Below are 1,587 nucleotides of genomic sequence, written 5' to 3'. Positions count from 1 at the left end.
GGCGGCGAGGCGAATGTCCAGCTTGCTGTCCTCCACCCTGCGCACCAGTTCCGCCAGGATCTCGGGGTAGCGGGGCCGAGAGGGGTTCTGCTCGTCCACCACGTCGGTGAAGTGCACCTCGCAGGAGTCCGACGCCAGCCCGCCATGCACCCCGCGTACGGATTCGGCTGGGCCGGCCGGGTGAACGACGGTGGGGCACCCACCCGATACGGAATCAGTCACCACGTGAACGTTGGAAGGAAACCATCGGGCCGGCTGAGGCGGCAGGGGTACAGCAGGGCCCGGCCGTGGCGGGTCCGCAAGAGCGGCTGGTACTACCTGTCGCTCGTGGCGACGCTGCTGGGCGCGCTGCTCCTGCTGTTCCTGGCCGTGACGGCACTGGTCACGCTGGCGAACGACCGGACGTTCTGGACACCGGTCCGGTGGCTCGACCAGCACTGCAAGAAGAGCAGCAATGCCTGCACCGTCCTCCAGTCGCTGATCATGCCGTTCCTCACTCTCTCCCTGGCCACGGTCGCGTACCTCTCCTTCCGGTTCACCAGGGTGCGCAGGGCGTACCTGAGGAAGGCCCGGACGACACCGCACGAGTTGGTGGAGACGGCGGGGGGCATCCTCGGCAAGGTGGTGGGCCGCGACCAGTTGTGCGAGGTCCTCATGGAGGACCAGCGGGACGCCCGGTTCCGCCGTACGCATGTCGTGGTCGGCGGTGTCGGCACGGGCAAGACGGCGCTGATCGTGCTGCTGACGGAACAGTTCGCCCGGCGCAAGGCCCTTCCCGTGCCGCTGCGGCTGCGGAACGCCGACACGGACCTGGACTTCCGCGAGATGGCGTTCAGACGGTTCTGCCGGGAGGTGCAGGGCTACATCCGTTCCGACGCGGAGGCGGAGAAGGTGTGGCGCAGGCTGTGCCAGCAGGGGCGGATCGTCGTCCTCGCGGACGGCCTCGAAGAGGCGCTGACCGGTGACACCATGGCGGAGGAACGCGACACCGTCATCCGGCTGGCGATCCGGCGGGCCACCGACGAGCGGCTGCCGCTCATCATCACCTCCCGCCCGCACGACTCTCTGCGGGGCATGGAGGCCTCCCTGACGGACCTGGAACCGCTGAGTGAGGAGGCCGCGCTCGCGTACATCTCCTCGGGCAGTGCCTGGGAGGACCGGCAGCGGCTGGACTGGATCGTGGAGAAGGCCGGCATCGCGGAGGCGCCCACCTACTTGCAGATCGCCAGTGAACTCCACGAGGAGGGCCTGCTGGAGCGCGCCCTGAACGCCAGCGCGGAGGAAGAGGCGGTGGAGACGCGCGGCGGGGACCGGGCGGGCCTGCGCCACCACCTGGTCGAAACCTGGATCGCCGCCCTGATCAGCGGACGGTTCCGGCCGGAACTGCCGCTGGGACAGGACGAGCGACGGGCAGCCGTGCACTACCTCTCCGCGCTCGCGTGCGCGGGGCTGGCGTCGGACTCCTGCGAGGTGCACTTCACCGACGTGGTGGACGAGCAGAACCCCTCTCGGCCCCGCTACCCCGAGATCCTGGCGGAACTGGTGCGCAGGGTGGAGGACAGCAAGCTGGACATTCGCCTCGCCGCC

The 1,587-nt window shown here is 69.5% G+C and carries 2 protein-coding genes; one reads left to right on the top strand and one right to left on the bottom strand.

Going from position 1 to position 1,587, the window contains the following annotated elements; translation table 11 throughout:
• The coding region (locus tag PUR53_RS02935; protein ID WP_329907261.1) for a hypothetical protein at positions 1–222 on the bottom strand (222 nt) is incomplete at its 3' end.
• 3 nt (positions 223–225) lie between these two features.
• Between PUR53_RS02935 and PUR53_RS02930 the strand changes: the two genes are divergently transcribed.
• Positions 226–1,587, top strand: a 1,362-nt coding sequence (locus PUR53_RS02930) for an NACHT domain-containing protein (protein ID WP_329902487.1), incomplete at its 3' end; no start/stop codon positions are given.

It is taken from the genome of Streptomyces sp. SP18BB07, from assembly GCF_036322545.1.
GTDB classification, from domain to species: Bacteria; Actinomycetota; Actinomycetes; order Streptomycetales; family Streptomycetaceae; genus Streptomyces; species Streptomyces deccanensis.
The sequence above is the reverse complement of the archived record's forward strand: the minus strand, read 5'-3'. Positions and strand labels throughout refer to the sequence as shown.